We start from the raw sequence: 20,612 nt of genomic DNA, 5'->3' as shown, positions 1-20,612 counted from the left end.
TCGAGGTCTCTCACATGTATGACCATGACACCATCCTCTACATGAACTCAGGGTGTCCTTCTTCCGTATCTGAATAAAATGGTGCGAACACAATATAATCAGATTCTTTATCTATTCCAATGCACATTACCGGCTCTTCACTGACGATATAAGTTCGGGTATAGATCGATTTTCACTATTATCTCTCCCTTGGATCGTTTAATTTCCAATAATAAAGCCGTGAGAACAATTCCATTTCTTTGATCCATCTATCAGCTGATATATTCTTTAGCCGCTAGGTCCCGGTAATCGATAACATTCATAAATCGAATAAGTCCAGTATGCAAGAACTACTATCGAGGGAGTTCATGTTACAGCCAACATGATCATCAAGTATGCAATAAAAAATAAAATGAAGGATTGACAACCCTTGTACAGGTGCAATCATACCTGAAAAGATACTTACAGTAGAAGAAATCGAAAACACCATCCATCGAGGATGAATTCTTAGAGAAAAACGAACTAACGGAATTTCTAGAAGCAGCTTTCCTTCATGGTATGCCGATGGATCTAGAAAGGTTTTACCTATTAGCATTCTCCGGTATGCGCTCAGGCGAGTTATGCGCATTGAAATGGACGGACATATATTTCGAATCAAATCAAATTCGCATTACAAAGACGCTTTATAACGAAAACAATAACATGAAAGAGTATGTACTTGTCACACCTAAAACCAAAGGATCGATCCGTACCGTAGACATTGATGAGAGCGTAATGAATTTACTAAAGACTTACAAAGATCCTCAGCAGAAAGTCATGATTGAAAATAAAGAGAATAACCCAGAATTTCATGACGCTAATTTGTATTTTGTCGGGATAACGGATACCCATTTATTCAGAAAACCGTATTAAATCGAATGGAAAGACTTCTAAAGAAAACATCAATAAAAAAAGCAGCAACACCTCATATCTTCAGGCATACACACATTAGCATGCTCGCTGAAGCTGGAGTGGATTTGAAAACAATTATGCAGCGGGTCGGTCACGATGATCCAGAAACCACATTAAGGATCTATACCCACGTAACTGAGAAAATGAGAAAAGATGCGAACGAGAGAATCCGTATATACTTCACCGATATTTTGAACTTCAATTTCAACACTCTCAACACCGCAAACGATCCAGTTTTGCAAGGAATGTGATTTTTTCGTGATTTTATAGAGAAAGGCTCCCTCTCGGGAGCCTTTAATCATGCGGTATTATAGGGTTTTTGAGCCCTTTATTACATCATGCCGCCCATTCCACCCATGCCGCCCATGTCAGGCATAGCTGGTTTTTCTGGTTCTGGCTTGTCAGCGATAACCGCTTCAGTAGTCAGGAACATTGCAGCAACGGAAGCTGCGTTTTGAAGAGCAGAACGCGTTACTTTCGCAGGGTCAACGATACCTGCTTCGAACATGTTCACCCAAGTATCTGTAGCAGCGTTGTAGCCGATACCGATCTCTTCTTTTTTCAGACGCTCAACGATGACGGAACCTTCTTGGCCAGCGTTAGCTGCAATCGTGCGGATTGGCTCTTCCAGAGCGCGCAGAACGATGTTCACGCCTGTTCTCTCGTCGCCTTCTACTTCCAGAGCAGCAACAGCACTGTATACGTTAACGAGCGCTGTACCACCACCGGATACCATACCTTCTTCAACCGCAGCACGAGTAGCGTTCAGAGCATCTTCGATGCGCAGTTTGCGTTCTTTCAGTTCAGTCTCGGTAGCTGCACCCACTTTGACAACAGCTACGCCGCCAGCCAATTTAGCCAGACGCTCTTGCAGCTTTTCCTTGTCGAAATCGGAAGTTGTTTCTTCCAATTGGTTGCGGATTTGCTTCACGCGAGCTTCGATGTCTTCTTTGTTGCCAGCGCCATCAACGATGATGGTGTTTTCTTTGGTTACGCGCACTTGACGAGCGGTACCCAATTGCTCGATGGAAGCCGTTTTCAGGTCAAGACCCAGCTCTTCCGTGATCACTTGACCACCAGTCAATGCAGCGATATCTTGCAGCATCGCTTTACGACGGTCGCCAAAGCCTGGAGCTTTAACAGCTACTGCGTTGAATGTTCCGCGCAGTTTGTTTACGATCAGCATCGCTTGCGCTTCGCCTTCGATATCTTCAGCGATCAGAACGAGCGGCTTGCCTTGTTGTACGATTTTTTCAAGGATCGGCAGGATCTCTTGAGTGTTGGTTACTTTTTTATCTGTGATCAGGATGTATGGATTCTCAAGAACAGCTTCCATTTTATCCGTATCGGTAATCATGTATGGAGAGATGTAGCCGCGGTCGAATTGCATACCTTCCACAACTTCCAGCTCTGTCAAGAAACCACGGGATTCTTCAACGGTGATAACGCCGTCTTTACCCACTTTGTCCATTGCTTCAGCAATCAGTTGACCTACTTCTTCGTCAGCTGCGGATACGGAAGCAACCTGAGCGATCTCCTGGTGGTTTTTCACTTCTTTTGCGATGTTTTGAAGCTCAGTTACGGCAGCTCTAACCGCTTTGTCGATACCTTTGCGGATAACCATTGGGTTAGCGCCAGCCGTTACGTTCTTCAGACCTTCGCGGATCATAGCTTGTGCCAGAACCGTTGCAGTTGTTGTACCGTCACCGGCAACATCGTTGGTTTTGGTTGCTACTTCTTTAACAAGCTGTGCACCCATGTTCTCGAATGCATCTTCCAGCTCGATTTCTTTAGCGATGGTTACACCATCATTAGTGATAAGCGGGCTTCCGAATTTCTTCTCAAGCACCACGTTGCGGCCTTTCGGACCGAGTGTTACTTTTACTGCGTTTGCCAAAGCGTCTACACCGCGAAGCATGGAGCGACGGGCGTCTTCACTGAACTTAATGTCTTTTGCCATAGTATTACGTACCTCCCTAGTGGATTATGGAATAATCGTACATCAAAGATATATTCAGGCGTTCATTAGCCTAGGATCGCGTGGATGTCGCTTTCTTTCATAATCAAATATTCTTTACCTTCGTATTTGATTTCTGTTCCAGCGTATTTGGAGAAAATAACACGGTCGCCTTCTTTAACTTCCAAAGGTACACGTGCGCCATCTTTTAGGGAGCCACTGCCAACAGCAATAACTTTACCTTCTTGTGGCTTTTCTTTAGCGGAATCAGGAAGTACAATCCCGAATGCTGTAGTTTCTTCTTGTTCGATCGGTTCTACCAATACGCGTTCACCTAAAGGTCTGATCATGAAAAAATAGCCTCCTTTAAATATGTTGTGATGCTTTTTTCAAAGCTTTATGTATTAGCACTCGACAAGCCTCAGTGCTAACAACCAATTTTATGATACTCAAGTTGTCTCGAAATTTCAAGTCTTTTGCATGATTTTTTGATCATTTTTTTGGAGAATAGACTCCGGCCAGGTTTGTCCTTAACCCCCTTCACCATTGTATCCACCATCAGCCAAAATATGCCTATTACTTAAGGAGCCATGTGGTTGAAACAATAGGACGATTGATTATTCCCGACCAAACCAAAACAGCCTAAAAGGCGGACTCCTATGCCGGAGGCTCTGCCTTTCAGACTGCTTCATCTAAAGCAATGTCGGTGCTCATTAATTAAAGCCTTGGATCGATTTCCTTCTCTTTGTCCATCTCGAACAGCAGCTGCATCGCAATCTCCTGGTAGTCCCCGTTGCTCAGAGAAATCTCCTCATACTTTACCCCAAGCATCCGCTTACCAAGCTGATGCTCGGCGATCGAAGTACGGAGCTTTTTGTGCGTGTTCTTTTGTTTCAGCAGCTTGGCATGCTTATGCGGAAACCGATAATCATAACCGTAAATAATCGAGAGGTATTCCGGATTTCGCACTTTCAAATAAGGAGCCGTGTTCTCTCTCTCCTCTTCCGGTTTGATCACAACGCCTTCCATACCGTTCTGAATCGTCAGCGTGGAGAAGAAAGCCTCTGCCTGTTCGTAGCTGTCCTGTACACCTAAATCCAGCACCAGAATCTCGTCGTCATTCAGGAAACGGAACATGGCAGAGGTGCTCATTCCCGGCATGCTTTCTTCTCCGCTAACCCGAATCTCTTTCAGAATAGCGAACGGCTTGTAATCCAATTCTGCGTCCCCCGCATAAAGTTCAAGCTGCTTCTTGTACAAGCGATAAGCTTCCTCATGCTTCCCGAGGGGCACATAAGCTTTCCGAACATCCCGTATATGTTTATAGGATTGATAGCTGCTCGAACCGTGCTTATCCATAAGCGCGGATTTGGAGAGTCGAAACTGTTCCTGCTCAAATCCGCTTTCGTCATAGGCTGTGAGCAGCTGAGCGTAAGCCTCCTCAAAACCCGCCTCTTTCAAAAAACTTGTTTCCGACTCAAGCGCAGCCGCGATCGGTTGAAACTGTCTGTCGATCAAGCCTTTGCCGAGTGCTTTCCATGGCAGCAGCTCCCCATCCAGCATCATCATTTCGAGACCTTCGGTCTGCATATGAGACGAGAATCTTTCCAGCAGCCGTTCATACACCGAAGTTAAATCAATCCCGCTGATTCGGTAACCGTTACGGCTGACGGCATAGCAGCGCTCCAGGTCCCGGAACAGATAAATACTGCATCTGGATCCCATATATTTAGGCTGCAGCACCACATGTTCAATCCCTTGATTCTTGTAGTAATCTAACCCTTTTGTGAGGGATTCCAGTTCCCCCTTAGCCACATCCTTATCCGCGGGCGACATGGTTCCGGAAATAAAATTGATCTTATGCTCCGCGCAATATAACAATCTCCGCTTGTCTTCGCGGTCTAAATCCCGGATGTCCTTGCTGCTGCGCTCTGATCTTGCAAACAAATCCGGTAATGTTTCAAGTAGGAATGCAGGGTCCTGCTCCCTAAGCGGCGACTTAAAGCTTCGATAGATCGGTTTATGACTGATTTGCACGGCCGTCAGCATATGCCCGTTCACACTTCCTGTATCGATGTGAATTTTGTTCTTGATCCGAAACGGTCTCACAGCGGCGACATGACCGAATACATGATAAGGATGATTACTGACCGCTTCTTCGCTTAAAAATTGAAGCTGCTGCTCCGTCGTAACTTCCGGGTTGCTCCGGTCCAGACGGAAGGAACGCTGATGGCGCCGGGAGTTCGAGTCGAGTTTACCGACATATTTATTCCGGCAAGGAGCATGGGTAACGTAATATGAAGGTCCCTGCCGGCCCACAAATCGATAAAATGGCTTAGCCCCTCCTACAAGTTCATCGAAGCGCTGCCGCAGTGCTTCATCTTGGCCTAACGTTTCCGTAGAATCAAAATAGGAACGCAGCAGCTCTGGATCAGCACCTCTGATCTCTCCCTTTAGATACTTGTATACGAAGTTCTCATGGTTCCCCATAACAAGAAGGAAATGCTCCATATTATCGTACAGGAAATCGATCATGGCCCGGGTCTGCTTCCCTTTGTCGATCCAATCCCCGGCCAGAATGATCTGAGTGTTTCGCAGTTTCTCCGGGATGGTTAACCTCCCGTCAGTTATCCCGTAACCATAACTCCTTAAGAGCCCCTGAAGCGCATCCACACGCTCATGCACGTCCCCGATCACAATATATTCCTTATCCTGACTCAGAATCGAGGACAGATACTCCTCTTTATTGTCCACAATCACTTCGTAAGCAGATTTTGCTGTCTCCTTCTCCGTGTTAAGAAAATCCTTCGCTCGCACTTTATGAATGGCATCGTATCCTTCCCGGGCAAGGACGGGGAGCACCTCCTTTTTCAAGCGGCTAATATGCGTGGATATCAGCTTCTTGGAACGATCGGAGGCGTAGTAATCTTCCCGTTTCCGATAATCAAACAAAATAACTTCCACTCGGTAGTTGTTCTCATGCGCAATTTCAAAAATCTTGCTCCGGAAATCATCGGCCAAGGCCGTTGTGTCCACCACAACAAAGTCAGCCTGGATTGGAAAAGAAGTCGTTAATTTAAGCCGCTCAAATAATAACTGAAACGCATGCGAGCTCGCTTCCAACATTACCTGATCGTATTTATCATAATCATAACCGAGCAGCTCCTGACGGATGGCGTCCGATGAGACATACTGGACATTGCTCCTGTAGTTGCGCTCGGGGTATTCCCACTGCAAGGATGGAATCAGAATTTCTTTCGCAAATGTCGTCTTTCCGCATTCTGTTGGGCCAACCAGCATAAAAATCGTGTGCATTTTGGTATGTAATTCCACAGTCTTACTCTCCCTTCCTCGTAACAATCATTCCCTGCGTTGTATGCAATCCGTCCACACTGTCACCGATCATCACATATTCATATTGAACGCCCAAATTCTGGAGGATCTCATCACACCAGGATATAAATTCCTCCTGCCCCATTTCCCACTTATGGTCATCATGTCTGAAACCTTCGAGCTCATAATACGGGTTGAAATCTGCATTAGGCGTCGTAAGAATGAACTTCCCAAAACGGATCTCCTGCACGACTTGACGGATGAGGTCTGCAGCTTCCGCTTCCGGCATATGCTCAATTACTTCAGTCAAAATAACGTCCACGCTCTCATCGTCATACCCCTCCAGAAAGTGAGCGATCGAAGGAAAGGTCACCAGATTATCCAGCCCCTTCGCTTCCGCTTTGCGCTCCACCACTTCGAGCAAAGCTTCATTAATATCAACCGCATAATAGGTCTCTTCTATTTTTCCAGCAAACGAAAGGGCGTAAAATCCTTCTCCGCAGCCGATATCCAGAATCGGCTTATTAAATGGCAGCATATGAGCAATATAACTTCGGCGCTGCATGGCCGTGTTTCCATAAACAAAGTCGATGCTGTATCTAGGCGTACACTCAAGCTCCTGCTTGAACTGCTTGAATCGATCCCGGTTATTCAGGAAATTGCGTACAAACAGGCTTCGTATGTAGTATGGGGCATCAATGATATTGAGGCTGCGAATATGCTTTTCAATCACTTTCTCCGAGGTATCAAGATACTCGTTCCCGAACATCCCCAGGAACAGGCATAGCACATTGACCGTATGGAGCAGATGGTACAGACTCTTTCGGGTCGTTATCGTGAGCCCATAGCTTTTATGGGCAACATGCCGATGTGAGAATGAATACTCCTCAAGATGCTTCTGAAAAAATTCAATATAACGCGTCTTCTCGATATGAATGAGATTGATATAAAAAACATGCTCATGTCCCTCCGTATCCCGTTCATCGTGATGTTTGAAGGGAGCGGCAAAAAATTCGTTAATGGCAGCCAGTGGGAACAACGGCGTGTTGTAACGGGACACGTTCAAATACTCGAAATTCTCCCCTTGATGCTGTTTAAAGGATATTTCGTTATCCGCGTCCTTAAAATACACGTTAAACGCCGATGACTCGGAATACCATCCGTAAGCCGTGCCTTGCCTCATGCTCCGAAGCTGCATACCGGAGTTCGGGTTCTTCTTAATGAGAAACGAAAACTGCGGATTTGTTGATTTTAGTTGAATAATTGCCACAATGACTCTCTCCTTTCGTCAAACCGTAGATGACTGCGGTCCGCCGGTTCCCCATGCTTCAACCAGTGCGTCCCGAAACAGAGCATCCAACCTATGATCCAGATCTGTATCTCGATGCTTCTTATCCTTGGCTAACAACTCATATTCGTTCAATTTCCCTTCAATAAATGCGTTAATGTTAGGAAGCTTCGGTTCAACATCCATTTCTTCACCTGAACGTTTGCGAAGCAGCAATTGATCAATCTCCTGCTTCAGTGCACTTCCCTGATCTAATAAGCGATCCGTAAGCAGCTCGAATTCCATGGGAGGCATCTCGTCGTAAGTTTGAATCCAGTCACATGCCAGAATTGGACGCAGTACATAGAAATATTTTTTGATCTTAACGTCCTCCCCTTGCAAATACATCCGGTAATTGCCTTTGGCCATGTTCAGGTAGTGATGCATGCAAGATTTAGGTGAGAACGCAAGCGGAGATATACTCCGGATTTGCTGGGCAATGCCAAGCGTCTCCTTATACTTACTGGGGGACTCCAGCCACTCGAGCAGGGGCGGGTTCGATTTACGAAAAAGCCCCAGCGCTTTTTTCAAATCCCAACCGCTTATGTCCAGTCTGTCGCTGATCGGCCGCTCAATCACATCCCGCTTGTCGAATATCGATAAATACCACTCCACGGGTCTGATATAAATAAACCTTACGTCGTAATCGCTGTCTGTCGACGGGAAGCCCCACGCCCTGCTTCCTGATTCGCAAGCATACAGAATGAGAATTCCTTCCTCCCGCTCAATTCGTTCAAGTTCCTGCTGAATCGTCGATTTCATTTCCTGCGTTATATTCATATCCGGAATCTCTCCTTCTCTATTTGCCGTGTGATTTCTGATATCCTTATTGTCTTCCAAGCGCTCCTCTTTCAACAGGGCGAAAGTATGGCGATAACAAAAAGAGTTATCATTTCCTTCCTTTATGAGGTTCCCTATCCTTGCTACAATAGTGACAGACAGGATCATGTACGATCTAATATATGATTTGAAGGAGGGCGCCATGGCTCGGGAAAGCTTCGATAAAGAAATCCAGTTCCTTCGCATTCTGGCGCTGGCCGGGGGAGCTTACAACCGACAACAACTAGCCGATCGACTTGGTATTTCAGTACATACCTATGATAAAACGCTCCGGAACTTAAAAAACATCATTGAAACCCTTCAGCCGCAGCTCTCAGAAGAACAAAGCGCCACTTTATCGGAGGGACTGCGCTATTCTTACTATGAAACTGCGGACCCGCTCCTGCTGTTATTGTTCCGCGGTAAATCGCTTAAGGCATCGGAAAGCATGCGACTGTCCATAATCCTCACCCAGCTGCAGCATCAACAGTTAACTGCAAAAGAACTGATCGACCTATGCGGCGATCACTTCCCTGACGGGGAATCCCTTCCGGATGAGAAGACGATTCGCGGGGATCTCAAATACCTTGAGGAAGTTGGCGTCATTGTAAAGACAGGCACAGAACGGCCTTACCGATACAAGGGCGCCCTTGATCTGATCGATTCGTTGTCCGATGACGAGCTGCTTGATCTATACGACTATGTCGATGTCATGTCGAATACGCAGCTCCCATCCGTTCAGGGTTATATGCTCAGGGACAACTTAAAGCGGGCTTTGCGGAAGCGTGACATTGCTGCGCACTCAACCGCTGCTTATATCTATAAATATCATTATCCTTCACGCATATTGGATGAGGCACATCTGCATACCATATTTCAGGCCATCAACAAAAGAGCAAGAATCCGTTTCCTGTATTTATCACCCAAAAGCACTTCACGCTATGCTTCCCAAAATACAAATCCGTTGTTCCACAGAGAATCTAAAGGACTTCGGGAAACGGTACTGCCATTGCGCGTGATTTACGACCATCAATATGGACGTTGGTATCTGATCGGTCATAATGGCAGACAAGGTCTCATGAAGTTTCGCATGGAGGGATTAACTCAGATCGAAGAAGGCGACGTGGTTGAGGAGGAAGTCTTCCAGCAGCGGCTAACGGAAGTACTGCCCGAATTCGAGAATAGTTGGGTTACCGATACTCGCAATCTTACCAAGATTGTGGCCAGATTCTATAACCCAAAGGACAGCAAGGTTAATTTTGTGCTAAATCGGGTCAAGGCACAAGGACAATGGGGGACCATTACGATGGAATCCGACGATTCATTTCTATATGAAATCGAAGTGAACGGCACAAGTGAAATAAAGCCCTGGCTCCGGAGCTTCGGCTCCAGCTGCGAGGTGCTCAAGCCCCGCTCCCTTCGCATGGAGTTCATCAAGGAATGGAAGGAGATTGCCGCTTATTATGAGCCAGAATCCATTCGAGAAGATTTTTAATTATCAGATTATGACGCGGCTTGAAGAAACCGACTCGATTGCCATAACCACTCAAGAACGGGGCTGGCTCAAGATGATGCTGGTGCATCCTGAGACAGCTAACGCCTTTACGCCTGAAACCTTGAAACGACTTGAACAAATTCTTCACATGGAGCATAGCAATGCCGAGATGAAGGGGATTATTCTGGAGAAAGCCAAGGGGCAGGAACGAAGCGTATATCACCCGCATCTTCGCACCTTGCGAAGAATGATCATGAATGATCAGGGGTTTCGCTTAAGCTATCGCACCAAGATTGGAGAGGTCCGCAGCAATCAGTCCGGTTTCCCTTTCAAATTGGAGTATTCCATGATCAAACGGGAATGGATGCTAATCTGGTACAGCAGGAAACGCAGATGGCTCATGTACACAAAGCTCGATCATATTCTATATATCCAAGGTACATCACTTCCGTCATTTCGAATTGATCACATCAAGGGACGGCTGCAGAATCTGATAGAACATCGCCAGAAGCACGCTCTCATTGAAATCGATCGCCGATACAATGGTGAATTGTCACGAATCCTGTACGCCTTCTCCTGTTTTGACAAGACCGTCGATTATGATGAGGATTCCAACACATACCGCATTAAGGTCTGCTATTTGGAGGATGAGTGCGACTTCCTGCTCTCCCGCATTCGCTTTCTCGGACTGCGGGTGAAAGTAGTAGAAGGAAGCACCCTGCAGGCCCGCATGCAAGAAACCGCAGCGATCGCACTGGCGAGATACACTCAAAATGAAGATGAACGTTAGGATGAATTGAAATGGATTTGCATAAAATCAGGGGCTAGATTCTTGATCAAAAAACAACCCGCATAACGATACTCCCTTGGAGTAAGGTTATGCGGGTTGTTCTTATCCAATCCTATTAGCAGTACCTACTGTAACCAACAGCTACTATCAGTCCTCATCATCTACCTGCATGTACTTGCTGTCCCGTTCCATGTCCGCTACTAATTGCTTGCGGTAGATCACGGAAGACAGAAACACACTGAACTCATAGAGCAGCAGCAGCGGAATCGTAACCAGGAAATCTGAGATGAAGTCTGGCGGCGTAATAACAACCGCAATGAAGACGAGTACGAAATAAGCTACTTTGCGCATTTTTCTGAGTCTTAGCGGATTCAGGATGCGAATTCTCGTTAAGAACATCACCACCAGCGGCAGCTCGAACAGCAAGGCCAGCGGCAATACAAGATTGAACATAAAATCTAAGTAATTGGTAATTCCGTAGGTCTCCTGGAGCCCCATGCCCTGCGTAATCGTCGTCGTGAATGACAATGTCATCGGAAACACGATGTAATATCCGAACATAATCCCCACAATGAACAGAAGAAACGCATATGGCACATAACGAATGGCTGCTTTCTGTTCTGCTTTGCGAAGCCCCGGCTTGACGAATGCCCATAGCTGATAGAAGATCAGCGGAACGGATATAACAAGCGAGAAAATAGCAGCGATCTTCATGTAGATCCCGATTCCATCCCAGAAAGAGAAGGCATGTAATTCAAAATTCTTGGCTTCTTCGGCTGCCGTCAAATATTGATAGATCGGGTCAGCAACAAAAAGTCCTCCGATCAGTCCAGCAACGAACACCACGAGCACGATAATAATTCGTTTTCGCAGTTCGCCCAAATGCTCCACGAGCGCCATATCTTTCATTTGCTCAGACATGCTAATCACCACCCTATATGTGACCCTGACAAAACAAAATCCCTCCCGAAGGAAGGGATTTCAAAAATTAACTTGCATGAGTTTATTCGGGAAGACGCTTGTCCTCCACCTTGCTTGGAGCAGGAGCGGCCTGCTGAGGAGTTTCCTCCTTCTTCTCCACAGGTGTATCATCCATAATCTCCCGAGCACCGTTCTTAAACTCACGGAAAGTCCGTCCCACAGCACGTCCCAATTCAGGGAGTTTGTTCGGTCCGAACAAGAGCAGCGCCAAAATGACGAGCAGAATGATGCCCGGCACTCCGATTGTAGAACCCATATCTGTTCTCCTCCTTGTCCTGCTTAATGCCTATAAATGGACATCAGGATGAATGAATCCAATGCCTTGCACTACAACAGGTATTAACTAATCCAAAACCATCCGACTACAGCAGTTGAAACAAGCTCATATTATACCGCCATCATACCATAATGTAAATCACATATACAGGCCAGAAAGTGACATTTTATTTACATAATTATCTAAAAGGTTGCCCTTTAGAGCTGTTCCCGATACTGACCCGTTACCATAAGCAAAGCCTCCGGAAGCTGATCCATGACCGCAGCCAAATTCTCATGCACGCCTTTTGGAGAACCGGGCAGATTGAGAATCAAGGTACGGCCGCGGACGCCGCATACGCCCCGAAACAGCATTGCGCTTCGATTCTTCTGCATCACGGTAGCGCGCATCGCTTCTGCAATGCCAGGCACTTCGCGTTCAATGACCCTCCTTGTCGCTTCAGGAGTCACATCCCGAACCGCGAGCTCCGTTCCGCCTGTTGTAAGCACGAGGTCCACTTGATAATAGTCCGTAAGCTCAATCAGTGCCGCAATAATTTCATCCTGTTCATCGGGAACGATCCGGTATTCGATAATTTCACCGCTCAGCTCTTCCTCTACCAATTCCCGGATTACTTGAGCACTCGTATCCTCACGTTCTCCCCGCGAACCTTTATCACTCGCTGTCAGGATCGCCGTTTTCCACACCATCTATTCTCTCTCCTTCCCACTCGTACGTCTCTGTATCTAAGCACTTTAATTTATCTATTCACACTATGTCGTTTCGTGTATGTAATCTCCGCTCTTTCCACCGGATTTGCTCACGAGCAGGGTCGGTCCGATGACCATGTCTTTTTGTAAGGCCTTGCACATGTCGTAAACCGTCAGTGCAGCTGCAGAAGCTGCTGTCAGAGCTTCCATTTCAACGCCTGTCTTGCCTGTCGTCTTTACTGTTGTTTCTATATATAATTCATCCTTGGCGTTATCACTGAATTCTACGTTGACTCCCGTCAGTGACAGCGGATGACACATCGGAATCCAATCCGATGTTTTCTTGGCCGCCATAATGGCCGCAACCTGTGCTACGGCAAGCACGTCTCCCTTGCCAATCTTTCCCTCCTGGATACGAGTCAGCGTATAGGGATTCATCGTAACCGTAGTCTTCGCTACCGCTGTCCGGGTGGTCACATCCTTATCGCTAACATCTACCATTCGCGCTCTGCCTTGGCCATTAAAATGACTCAATTCCATTATTTACCCCTCCGGTGCAGATCTGGTCTTCACGAAATGTCCCCGTTCCGTAATCAAACCGTCCAATACCCTATCGTGATCTTCCATGGGAACATGCTCCACGACCTGAACCTCATAAGCGATTCCCATCCACAGAGGCTCTCTAGTCTGATGGGTGTTATCTTGCGCTCCCTCGCCAAGCCTGTCCGACAGCCGGTCATAATAACCGCCCCCGTAACCAAGTCTACCGCCGGTCCTGTCAAACGCGAGCCCGGGTACCCAGATTATATCCGGATTACCGTTCATCCATTTGTGAGAACGAGACGGATCCGGCTCCCATATACCATAGGCTCCCGGGGCCAGCTCAATCCATGCCTTAAGCTCGTACAACTCCATCGATCGGTCTTCCGGCATACTCCGGGGGACGATAACATGCACACCCTCCCTCCATGCCCATTCGATTAAAGGCCGGGAGTCCAGCTCAGAGCGAAACGGGACATAAATCATCATGCTCTGCAATCGCAGCCGTTTCATGAAATCTGAAGCATATCCGCAGGCTTGCTTTGAACGCTCGGCCCGTTCCTCCTCGGATAGCTCATCCCTGCGCGACGCCATCTCTATGCGCAAGGCCTGTTTGGCGGATAACCGCTTTATTTCTTCCCCAGACTTGGTCAACGTGAATCGTCCCTCTCACGCTTTTAATTATGTTTAGTTTACCACTGTTCCATCCATTAGCCAAGAATATGGGAAGGTGCCATTATGGTCGATTGTTCGCCCTTTTTCATGTACACTTACTTTAGGATACCTGAACGTATCAAACTTGGTAACATGATCATCTTGATATCTCAAGAAGAACAGCTTCTACAAGCGGTCTGTCTTCTGAGAGTGTACGTCGGTAGATGTTTTTCTTAAGAGATATGAATGTATATACATCAAAGGCATATCCTCCTTATCTCGCAAGAAAAACTTCCGCTATATGCGGTCTGTCTTCTGAGAGTGTACGTCGGTAGATGTTTTTCTTATAATGAAGAAAGAAACATATAGAATGATGGAGGTTTCACATAACATGCTGCTGCAAGCCAATGGCATTACGAAATTATACGGGGTTACTCCCGTACTTGATAAGATCAATCTGCAAGTGCTAGAACGCGAAAGAATCGGCCTCGTCGGAGTTAATGGAGCGGGCAAATCAACTCTGCTTAAAATACTGGCAGGCGAAATGTCGTATGATGGCGGACAAATCTTCAAGGCAAAAGAAACCACTGTCGGTTATCTTGCCCAGAACAGCGGCCTTCAGTCGGATTCATCGATATGGGGCGAGATGCTGGATGTCTTCTCCCCCCTGCTGGAAATGGAGCGCGAGCTTCGTCAGATGGAGGAGCAGATTGCCGATCCGAAATCCAGCGATGATCCAAAGAGGTATCAAGAACTCCTTGATCGCTACGCAATCCGCTCGGACTGGTTCAAGGATCAAGGCGGCTATGAAATCGAAACACGCATCCGCAGTGTATTGCATGGCATGGGATTCGGCAGCTTTTCGCCAGACACCCCTATTGCTACTTTAAGCGGCGGTCAGAAGACCAGACTAGCCCTTGCCAAAATACTGCTGCAGGCACCCGATCTGCTCATGCTGGATGAACCGACAAACCATTTAGACATTGCGACCCTCACATGGCTGGAGGATTATCTGCGCGGCTATTCGGGTTCCTTGCTTGTCGTTTCCCATGACCGTTATTTCCTAGATCGGCTTGTGACGACCATCGTCGAAATTGAACGCCGCCATTCCACCAAATATACAGGCAACTACAGCCGATACATTGAGTTGAAAGCAGCCGAGTACGAATCCCAGCTGAAGCAATACGAGAAACAGCAAGATGAGATTTCCCGTATGGAAACCTTTATACAGCGGAACCTCGTCAGGGCTTCTACGACCAAGCGCGCGCAAAGCCGCCGCAAAGCGCTGGAGAAGATGGAACGGCTGGACAAACCACTCGGTGATTTAAAGAAGGCGCATTTTTCTTTTGAAGCTGAATATATGTCAGGCAAGGATGTGCTTCATGTTCGTGATCTATCCCTTACATTTGAGCAGAATAAGCCGCTGTTTCAGCATGTATCCTTTGATCTTAGCCGTGGCGAAACCGTCGCTTTAATCGGTCCTAACGGAGTCGGCAAATCGACTCTCCTTAAATGCCTGATCGGTACATTGAAACCTGCCGCAGGATCATTGCAATGGGGTACTAAAGTGAAGATCGGATACTACGACCAGGAACAGTCTGAGCTGAATCCCAGCAATACGGTTCTGGAAGAGCTGTGGGGCACCTATCCTCATATGGAAGAAGCCCGCATCCGCACCGTTCTTGGTAACTTCCTGTTTAGCGGCGAGGATGTGCTCAAGAAGATCAGCTCCTTAAGCGGCGGGGAGAAAGCGCGTGTTTCGCTGGCCAAGCTCATGCTCCTTGAAGCCAACATGCTCATATTGGACGAACCGACGAACCATCTTGATTTATTTGCCAAAGAGGTATTGGAATCAGCCCTTATGGATTACGAAGGCACCTTATTATTCATATCTCATGACCGTTATTTCCTTAATAAAATGGCAGAGCGCATCATTGAGCTTCATCCGGATGGCACTCAACATTTCCTGGGTAATTATGACGACTATACGGAGAAAAAGCAGGAAATGCTTGATATGAATGACGAACCGACCGAGCCGTTTGCCCGCCAATCCCTGAACCAGGAAGGGAAAAACGAGGCTCCCGCGGAGAAGCAAGGGGCCGTTTCCTTTGAAGCTGACAAGCAAGCTAAACGGGAAGAGCGAAACCGCCAGCGAAAGCTCGCAAGCCTAGAGGAGGAGATTCACGTACTGGAGTCTGACATTTCCGAGCTGGAGCTCCAGATGACGAACCCTGACATCTATCAGGATTATATGGCGCTGCAAGAACGGCAGCAGGCACTGGATGAGAAAAAGAATCAGCTCGAGCAGATTTTTGCGGAATGGGAAGCATTGCTGGAATCCTAAAAAATTCACAAAAGTGTTTCAAATCGAATCATTTTGTTTATACACACACTTATCCCCAGAAAGAGTGCATACAACCACCTCAAAAATGACCCAAAGGGTCATTTTTTTGTTGTTATACGCATGTTTCTTCTCCGCATCCAGCTTTATCCACGAACTTATCCACATTATCCACAATTATTAAGAACGTATTTGAAAATCCTGTCCGCTTTTTTCAGCGATTTGCAAAATACCGATTTATCGAGATTTTTCCGACTTGTACACAATCAGTGGAGGATATGTGGATAACTTTGTTCACAACTTGACAGATTTATATGTCTTATGTACCAGATCCCTATATAGGATTCACATTCTGTTTAGGTTAAAAAAGACGACCTTCCTCATGTAGAAAAGGAAAGGTCGTTCAGGTATTTGCGTTATGGATAGGACAAGGAACTCATCCCTGCATTCGGTATTTTCGGGACTTTCAGTGCTTCCGCACCTATACTGACATCAATGCCGAATTGCATGCAGCAACATAAGCCAGCCCCGCCGCCATGACGATGTCTTGATGAACGGCTGTTCCGCGGAAGATCTTGCCGGCCTTTTCTACCGTAACGGCGGCTTCGGCATGAGCATCTTCACCGCTACTTAGGGAATGGAGCTCCAGATCACCGAAGGTGATGTCGCTGCTTATGCCTTGGCTGATCGCCGAGATGACGGCTTGCACGGGACCATCCGCCACGCTGGAGTAGGTGGCTTCTGTTTGATCATTCAGGTGGCGCAGCGTAACTGCCGCAACCCGGCTACTGCCCGTTCCGGAAATGACCTGCGCCTCGCTCAGCTCATATACCTGTGCCGGCTTACCAAGTGTGCTGCTAACCATCTGCAGCAGCTGATCATCGCTAACCACCTTCTGACGGTCGGCCGTCTCCTTGAAAGTGTTATACAAGGACTCCATCTCGTCTCCAACAAGCTCAACGCCATAACGGGCAAGGCGATCCTTCAGAGCATGGCGACCCGAATGCTTGCCCAGCACAATCATGCTGCGTGGTATGCCCAGCTTCTCCGGGTCCATAATCTCGTAGGTGCTTCGATCCTTCAGCAAACCGTCCTGGTGAATGCCGGATTCATGCTGGAAGGCATTCCGTCCGACGACAGGCTTATTGTAGGCGATTGGGAAATGCATGGCACCACTAACAAGACGGGAAACTTCATACAGCTTCTCGGCAGTAATTTCCGTCTCCGCACGCAGCATGTCACCTCGGGTGGAGAGAGCCATGACAAGCTCCTCCAAGGCGCAGTTGCCTGTACGTTCACCAACCCCGTTCACAGTCACCTCAATTTGACTGGCGCCATTCTGGATCGCGGCCAGACTGTTGGCCACAGCAAGACCTAAGTCATTATGGCAATGGGCACTGTATTCAACTGTCTTTCCGCCACGGGCACCTTCCCGCACGCGCCGGAACATCTCGCCATATTCATGCGGAAGCGCATAGCCAACCGTATCCGGCAGATTGATGATTGTGGCACCCTCTTCAATGGCAGCTTCCACCATCTCGATCAGATCGTCAATGCCTGTACGTGAAGCATCCATTGCCGTAAACTCCACCACGTCGCTAAACTGCTTCGCATAAGCTGTCATCTCACGCGCCCTTGCCACCACTTCCGGACGGCTCATGCGCAGCTGATGGCGAAGATGGATGTCAGAAGAAGAAAGAAACAGATGGATTCGTCTTCTGGCCGCATCCTGAGTTGCCTTCACAGCAGCGTCAATATCCCCTTTGACCGCTCGTGCGAATCCGCAAATCTCCACCTGCTGAAGCTCTCTTGAGATAGCCTGCACAGCGGCAAACTCCCCCGGGCTGGAAACCGGAAAACCCGGTTCCATCACATCCACGCCCAGCTCTGCCAGTTTACCGGCCAGTACGATTTTCTGTTCAGGCTGCAGGCTTGCCCCCGGCGCTTGTTCTCCATCCCGCAGTGTTGTATCGAATATTCGGATCGTTCTTATGGCTTCATTCATCTTCGTATTTCCTCCTTGGTTACGATATAAACCCGGATATGCCGGGAGTTCTGCCCTTATTCGTTATGTTCACTGTACGTCCGCACGTCGACTTGCGTAACGCATCCCACCCTGCTGCTGCCGGCAGCAAAAAAGCCCGCCATCTCTTATCATAAGAGACGACGGGCTTAGACCCTCCGTGGTACCACTCTAATTGACGCTTTCGTGTTCACAGCTGTTTTTGCCGCGTCACATATACGTCCACTTTAGTGCCCATGATCCCCCCATGCCGGCCGGACATGAAGAGAATGGACATCCTGATGACGGAGGAAAATTCCGTAAGAGAGTACTGCTGCATTCATGGTCTTTGGCCCGTCTTGCTCCATCAACCGATGCGTGCCGTTCCCCTCTTCCGCTTCCGGGCGAGATTCGAAGGTTGCCTGCCGCTGCGTCACACCAATCCCGCAGCTCTCTGTAGGACAGCTCCCTTTTACTGCTCCCGTTCATTGCGTTTATCCGATATGTTGTTATCTATACAATACAAAAAGCCTGCCATCTCTTATTCAAGAGACGACAGGCTATCCTATCGCGGTACCACTCTTGTTGACTCCAAGCCGGATGATCTCCAGACTATAAAGCCCCCTCAATCGCCAAATAACTAGGTATTTGTGCGCAGCCTGCTCACGGAGGCCATCCCGTAACAAGGTCAAACTCCGCAATCGACTCACGCTGGATCAGCGTATGATTGCATAAGGTTCCCCTGCTCCGTTCCCAGGTGAGTTCAGGCTCCTCTCGTCTGCGTTGCACCGTCCCGCAGCTCTCTTTAACCAAGGTATACCTTACTATTCCTGTTCATCACGTTTCAATATACTGGAATTTGATCATGATTATACGTGCTGCCGAGAGACATGTCAAGAAATTTCAGCGTCTTTTTCAGCCCAAAGTTCCAACGACATCTGCGGATCCGCCTTCATATCCAGCGGCGTAAAGCCCCCCTGCTTCCATTTCAGATGGGCCGCGGCAGCAATCATCGCTCCGTTATCGGTACAATACTGAAATGGCGGAATCGTCAGTTTAATACCTTCCTGCTCGCAGCGATCAGCCAATGCTTTACGGAGTCCGCGATTAGCGGCTACGCCGCCGCATAGCAGCAGCTGCTTCGCATCATAGGCCCGGACCGCACGAACGGCTTTCTCCACGAGCACTTCCACAACGGATTCCTGGAATCCCCTGGCGATCGCTTCCGTCTTGACTTCCTCTCCACGCATTTTGCTCTGATTGACGACATTTAATACAGCCGATTTCAAACCGCTGAAGCTAAAATCGTAGGAATCGGGCTCCAGCCATACGCGCGGAAGCTCTACAACCTCTTCAGCCTCAAGCGCCATACGATCAACATGAGGACCTCCAGGGTACGGGAAACCAAGCGCCCTGGCCACCTTGTCATAGGCTTCACCTACTGCATCATCCCGCGTTCTGCCGATCAATTCAAAGCAGCCTTCCTCTTTCATGTAAACCAGCTCGGTGTGTCCGCCGGATACCACGAGCGCCATACAAGGGTAAGCGATATCGCCCACAAAACGGTTAGCATAGATATGACCGGCAATATGATGCGTACCAATCAGCGGCTTGCCGAGCGCAAACGCGAGGCTTTTGGCAGCCATCACACCAACCAGAAGTGCTCCAACCAAACCAGGACCCTGCGTAACGGCAATTGCCGACAAATCCTTCATTTCAATACCGGCCTCCGCCACGGCCTGCTCAATGATTAACGTGATACTCTCCACATGCTTGCGGGAAGCGACCTCAGGGACCACCCCGCCAAAAGCTTTATGTGTTTCAATCTGACTAGCAATGACACTGGACAATACCTCACAGCCATCCTTAACAACGGCAACCGAGGTTTCATCACAGCTCGTTTCAATCGCCAAAATGCAGCTATGCTGCCGGTCTATTTTTTCATCCTTCATGATAGCCTTTGACTTCCTTCCTCGCCATCGTCCTCCCGATAAGGGGGCAGATCTGCCCACATAATAAGTGCATCTTCCTGATTATCGGAATAATACCCCTTCCGGACACCGGCCGGTTTAAAACCTTTTTTAATATATAAACGCTGGGCTACGAGATTGGATACACGAACTTCCAGCGTCATTTTTTCCATCCCCATATAAGCAGCGGTCTTCATCAATTCTGTCAGCAGACGATCGCCCCACTTGCGTCCGCGATACTGCTCCAGCAGCGCAATATTCGTAACATGGGCTTCATCCACGATCGTCCACATGCCCGCATAGCCAATAGTCCGGCCTTCGTACTCCATGATCATATAACGGGCAAAATGATTCAGTTTCAGCTCATTATGAAATGCTTCCTCGGTCCATGGCACGGTGAATGCTTCGCGCTCCACGACGAGAACCTCCGGAATATCATCCAGGGTCATCAGCCGGAAGGCTAATCCGTCTTCTCCATCGATCGGCTTATTCTGCTTGTCCATGACG

General features: G+C 47.9%; 19 protein-coding genes and 1 other annotated feature. Of the genes, 5 read left to right on the top strand and 14 right to left on the bottom strand.

The window, feature by feature from the left end; translation table 11 throughout:
- The first annotated feature begins 537 nt into the window (after positions 1-537).
- Together ABEQ74_RS15700 and ABEQ74_RS15695 are read left to right on the top strand one after the other, a co-directional pair.
- Positions 538-891 carry a site-specific integrase gene (locus ABEQ74_RS15700; RefSeq protein WP_430123085.1) on the top strand — a complete coding sequence of 118 codons (354 nt, stop codon included), beginning with the start codon at positions 538-540 and terminating at the stop codon, positions 889-891.
- Positions 892-896: 5 nt separating this feature from the next.
- The gene (locus ABEQ74_RS15695) at positions 897-1,181 is read left to right on the top strand and encodes a tyrosine-type recombinase/integrase (protein WP_430123084.1); all 285 of its coding nucleotides are present in this window, start codon (positions 897-899) and stop codon (positions 1,179-1,181) included.
- 80 nt (positions 1,182-1,261) lie between these two features.
- On the opposite strand, the gene groL is transcribed toward ABEQ74_RS15695, so the two are convergent.
- The 5 genes from groL to ABEQ74_RS15670 form a co-directional block, all read right to left on the bottom strand.
- Complete coding sequence (groL, locus tag ABEQ74_RS15690; RefSeq protein WP_054404080.1) at positions 1,262-2,890, bottom strand: chaperonin GroEL; 1,629 nt, start codon at positions 2,888-2,890, stop codon at positions 1,262-1,264.
- Between the two features lie 65 nt (positions 2,891-2,955).
- Positions 2,956-3,237, bottom strand: coding sequence for a co-chaperone GroES (gene groES / locus ABEQ74_RS15685; RefSeq protein ID WP_006212454.1), 282 nt, complete (start codon positions 3,235-3,237; stop codon positions 2,956-2,958).
- 367 nt (positions 3,238-3,604) lie between these two features.
- On the bottom strand, positions 3,605-6,220 hold the full coding sequence (locus ABEQ74_RS15680; protein WP_430123083.1) for a metallophosphoesterase: 2,616 nt from the start codon (positions 6,218-6,220) through the stop codon (positions 3,605-3,607).
- Positions 6,221-6,224: 4 nt separating this feature from the next.
- The gene (locus tag ABEQ74_RS15675; RefSeq protein ID WP_430123082.1) at positions 6,225-7,490 is read right to left on the bottom strand and encodes a methyltransferase domain-containing protein; all 1,266 of its coding nucleotides are present in this window, start codon (positions 7,488-7,490) and stop codon (positions 6,225-6,227) included.
- Positions 7,491-7,508: 18 nt separating this feature from the next.
- The gene (locus tag ABEQ74_RS15670; RefSeq protein WP_430123081.1) at positions 7,509-8,327 is read right to left on the bottom strand and encodes a nucleotidyltransferase domain-containing protein; all 819 of its coding nucleotides are present in this window, start codon (positions 8,325-8,327) and stop codon (positions 7,509-7,511) included.
- 202 nt (positions 8,328-8,529) lie between these two features.
- Here ABEQ74_RS15670 and ABEQ74_RS15665 point away from each other — a divergent pair, with 202 nt between their 5' ends.
- Together ABEQ74_RS15665 and ABEQ74_RS15660 are read left to right on the top strand one after the other, a co-directional pair.
- Complete coding sequence (locus ABEQ74_RS15665; protein WP_430123080.1) at positions 8,530-9,861, top strand: helix-turn-helix transcriptional regulator; 1,332 nt, start codon at positions 8,530-8,532, stop codon at positions 9,859-9,861.
- The gene (locus tag ABEQ74_RS15660; protein WP_430123079.1) at positions 9,830-10,651 is read left to right on the top strand and encodes a WYL domain-containing protein; all 822 of its coding nucleotides are present in this window, start codon (positions 9,830-9,832) and stop codon (positions 10,649-10,651) included. Before ABEQ74_RS15665 ends, ABEQ74_RS15660 begins: the two co-directional genes overlap by 32 nt.
- A 147-nt stretch (positions 10,652-10,798) precedes the next feature.
- Here the strand turns inward: ABEQ74_RS15660 and tatC are convergent, their stop codons facing one another.
- The 5 genes from tatC to ABEQ74_RS15635 form a co-directional block, all read right to left on the bottom strand.
- Entirely contained in the window at positions 10,799-11,572 is a 774-nt protein-coding gene (tatC, locus tag ABEQ74_RS15655; RefSeq protein ID WP_430123078.1) for a twin-arginine translocase subunit TatC, read from the bottom strand.
- An 82-nt stretch (positions 11,573-11,654) separates the two neighbouring features.
- Positions 11,655-11,888 (bottom strand): twin-arginine translocase TatA/TatE family subunit, encoded by a 234-nt coding sequence (locus ABEQ74_RS15650; RefSeq protein WP_053491680.1) that lies wholly within the window; start codon positions 11,886-11,888, stop codon positions 11,655-11,657.
- Between the two features lie 218 nt (positions 11,889-12,106).
- Positions 12,107-12,598 (bottom strand): MogA/MoaB family molybdenum cofactor biosynthesis protein, encoded by a 492-nt coding sequence (locus tag ABEQ74_RS15645; RefSeq protein ID WP_430123077.1) that lies wholly within the window; start codon positions 12,596-12,598, stop codon positions 12,107-12,109.
- A 63-nt stretch (positions 12,599-12,661) separates the two neighbouring features.
- Entirely contained in the window at positions 12,662-13,138 is a 477-nt protein-coding gene (gene moaC / locus ABEQ74_RS15640) for a cyclic pyranopterin monophosphate synthase MoaC (RefSeq protein ID WP_430123076.1), read from the bottom strand.
- 3 nt (positions 13,139-13,141) lie between these two features.
- Positions 13,142-13,792, bottom strand: a complete 651-nt coding sequence (locus tag ABEQ74_RS15635; protein WP_430123075.1) for a 5-formyltetrahydrofolate cyclo-ligase — start codon at positions 13,790-13,792, stop codon at positions 13,142-13,144.
- Positions 13,793-14,183: 391 nt separating this feature from the next.
- Between ABEQ74_RS15635 and ABEQ74_RS15630 the strand changes: the two genes are divergently transcribed.
- Positions 14,184-16,136: an ABC-F family ATP-binding cassette domain-containing protein gene (locus ABEQ74_RS15630; protein ID WP_430123074.1), complete on the top strand. Its 1,953-nt coding sequence runs from the start codon at positions 14,184-14,186 to the stop codon at positions 16,134-16,136.
- 478 nt (positions 16,137-16,614) lie between these two features.
- On the opposite strand, the gene ABEQ74_RS15625 is transcribed toward ABEQ74_RS15630, so the two are convergent.
- From ABEQ74_RS15625 to rimI, 4 genes are all read right to left on the bottom strand, one after another.
- On the bottom strand, positions 16,615-18,138 hold the full coding sequence (locus ABEQ74_RS15625) for a 2-isopropylmalate synthase (protein ID WP_430123073.1): 1,524 nt from the start codon (positions 18,136-18,138) through the stop codon (positions 16,615-16,617).
- 151 nt (positions 18,139-18,289) lie between these two features.
- Positions 18,290-18,633 (bottom strand) — a binding site (T-box leader).
- Between the two features lie 165 nt (positions 18,634-18,798).
- Entirely contained in the window at positions 18,799-18,924 is a 126-nt protein-coding gene (locus ABEQ74_RS15620; RefSeq protein ID WP_430123072.1) for a hypothetical protein, read from the bottom strand.
- Between the two features lie 104 nt (positions 18,925-19,028).
- Positions 19,029-20,087, bottom strand: coding sequence for a tRNA (adenosine(37)-N6)-threonylcarbamoyltransferase complex transferase subunit TsaD (gene tsaD, locus ABEQ74_RS15615; RefSeq protein WP_430123071.1), 1,059 nt, complete (start codon positions 20,085-20,087; stop codon positions 19,029-19,031).
- On the bottom strand, positions 20,084-20,608 hold the full coding sequence (gene rimI / locus ABEQ74_RS15610; RefSeq protein ID WP_053491674.1) for a ribosomal protein S18-alanine N-acetyltransferase: 525 nt from the start codon (positions 20,606-20,608) through the stop codon (positions 20,084-20,086). Before rimI ends, tsaD begins: the two co-directional genes overlap by 4 nt.
- Positions 20,609-20,612: the final 4 nt, after the last annotated feature.

This window comes from Paenibacillus solani, assembly GCF_050475945.1.
GTDB classification, from domain to species: domain Bacteria; phylum Bacillota; class Bacilli; order Paenibacillales; family Paenibacillaceae; genus Paenibacillus_AQ; species Paenibacillus_AQ solani_A.
Note: the sequence above shows the minus strand (reverse complement) of the source record. Positions and strands in the feature narration are given on the sequence as shown.